Here is a 2,547-nt window from a genome sequence, read left to right on the forward strand (position 1 = left end):
ATTATGCTATTGAGGATGTTCGCAAGGAAGCAAGACAAGCAGCAGCGATTGGTTTAGCGGTGTCCAACTTACGTTACAATGATGCACCAGGAAAGTTAAGTGTTGCACTTGGTAGTGGTATATGGCTCAATCAGGCTGCATTTGCTATTGGGGCTGGTTATACATCTGAAGATGGAAATACTCGCTCTAGTCTATCTGTGACAAATGCCGGAGGGCGCTGGGGTGTAGGTGTGGGATTAAGCTTAACTCTAAATTAATAAAATTCACTACTATTATTTTCAAAAACGCTCCTGTCTATACAAGACAGGAGCGAAAAGGGTTACACGATTAAAAGAACGGTTCCCACAAATAATAATGCCAGCATTAATATTGAAAATAAAACAGAGAAAAGGTGTGAAGAGTGGCGTGTTTTACGCAAATTTGACAGAAGTCGTGGAGGGGGCTGGTTGGTTGTTACATGACAGTGAGCAGCAGATTAAGACAGTTTTTGATGATGCTAAAAAGTATACGGATGATCAAGTCAATACTATAGTCAATAATGCTGTTAACGAGGCGAAATCCTATACCGATATGAAGTTTGAAACGTTGAGTTATGCCATTGAAGATGTTTGAAAAGAAGCAAGACAAGCAGCGGCTGTTGGTTTGGCAGTGGTAGGTTTACGTTACAACGATACACTAGGGAAGTTGAGTGTTTCATTTGGTACGGGGTTTTATGGTGCAGTCAATCCGCATTTGCCTTTGGTGCTGGTTATACATCAGAGGACGGATTCATTCGCTCTAACCGATCTGTCATGAGTGCAGGGAGTTACTTGGGGTAAGTGCAGGAGTAAACTCACCGCTGAATTAACGATAAAAAATGCATTTTCTCTTGTCTCATCAGACGATGGGTAAAATTTTATAAAGAAGTGATATTTTACACAGAAATTCATAGAGTAGTATACTTATAAAGTTTTATAACAATGTTATTCTGTAGTAATAATCTTAGTGGGACAGATTTTAGTTACAGTGAAGCATTCTAACAAAAAAATTTACAAATGCAGAGTGATGTCTTCATATAAATTAATAGAGCGCGCAATTGCACAATATTTTAAAACTGTACGATTTATAATTTTATTAATAGAAATATCGATTGGGGGGTATGCTTAAAGAAATAAAAAATCTCATTTTTTACTATTTTTATTATTTTCTTCGTATGCAACAGCGGGAATGCTTAAATAAGCTCACTTTGATCAAAACAGGGGTATTTAAAGCATAACGATACACCAGCACTTTTATAAAAGCCCAAAGTGTAAACAATGAGGCTATGAATTTTAGAATTATTTCATGAATCAGCAAGACGCATTATATAAAAAATAATTAAATCATTTTTTTCCTTGCTATTTTTTTTAAAGTCTGTAAGAATGTAAAGGATTAGTTAAAAGACACTAAGAATCTTTTCGCAAAGCGGGGTGCGGTAAATCATGAAGAAATCACACAATCACTATTATCTTATTTCAGAAAGCTTTAAGAGACACACATCTAAAGCTCAGGGATATCTCGCTTATCTTTACGACAAAAGCACAATAACCCTACAAAAAATGCTCTAAATCACTCAGCAAACAACCTAATCCTCCTCCGCAATAAACATCCTTTATTGCCTCTTCAACACACAATACCTAATAATAGTACACAAACATGTTTTATTTACACTTCTTTCACCTTTCTTCACCTTTAAATTTAAAGGCTTTGCTAAAAAAAGAAAATCCTCCGTAAAAGGGGGAAATAAAAACCTTATTAATTGGGCTATCAATCAACGCCGACCACAATCTCATTGATATCTTAGATAGTCCTCTTCCTTATTATGACAACCCTAATCTTTTATAAAACAAGAAAAAAACAAACCCTGGAGCCTAGTAGCACCGGAATATGTCTTTTTAATGTTTTTAATATTTTTCTTACTTGGAGAATTTATGATGAAAAAAACATATACCACACCACACACGCTAGCGGTGAGTAATTTAAAAAATTCTTGCTCGTCTCATGGATTACCTTTTATTAGAACGCTTTCATTAGTGTCAGTAGCTGTCTTTTTATCAAATGCTTCTCCTGTTTCTGCTTGTGATACGTGGGGTAATGTAGCGAAGTATTTTGGTGGTGGTACAAATATACTGAAAAGTATTGCGCCAACCTATGTGATTGACGGTAACGTGTATAGAGATGTTGGCTCTGCGTTTGCTGGTGTGGGAGATTCTTTCCAGCGATGGAAGAATGAAGTTAATGCGAATATTAATAATAAATTTAATCAATATGATAATAAAATTAATCAATTAGTTTCCAATAAGTATGTTATGCAAAATGGCGCAGGGACAATTACAATTGGTGCGAACACACACGGCATTGCAGTAGACTTTGCAAATAGTTCTCGTGAGTCGCGAATTCTTATGGGTGTTCGTGATGATATGGTTGGCCCAAGATCAGATCAAGCAGTCAATGGTTCCCAGCTTTATAGTTTGGGCGATGGGATTGCGAAGTCTTTTGGCGGTGATGCTGGCTATAAAAATGGAAAAT

The 2,547-nt window shown here is 36.2% G+C and carries 2 protein-coding genes and 1 pseudogene; all 3 read left to right on the top strand.

All coding sequences use genetic code 11. The features are described from left to right. A partial coding sequence (locus ACFIKB_RS09035) for a YadA-like family protein (protein ID WP_375636755.1) occupies positions 1–257 on the top strand: 257 nt, incomplete at its 5' end. 187 nt (positions 258–444) lie between these two features. After that, positions 445–847: pseudogene (locus ACFIKB_RS09040) on the top strand (YadA-like family protein); the annotation flags it as partial. A gap of 1,105 nt (positions 848–1,952) precedes the next feature. Further along, positions 1,953–2,547, top strand: a 595-nt coding sequence (locus ACFIKB_RS09045) for a hypothetical protein (protein ID WP_375653416.1), incomplete at its 3' end; no start/stop codon positions are given.

Origin of the sequence: Bartonella sp. MR110HLJHH (genome assembly GCF_042194225.1) — a bacterium.
In the GTDB taxonomy this organism is placed as follows: Bacteria; Pseudomonadota; Alphaproteobacteria; order Rhizobiales; family Rhizobiaceae; genus Bartonella; species Bartonella grahamii.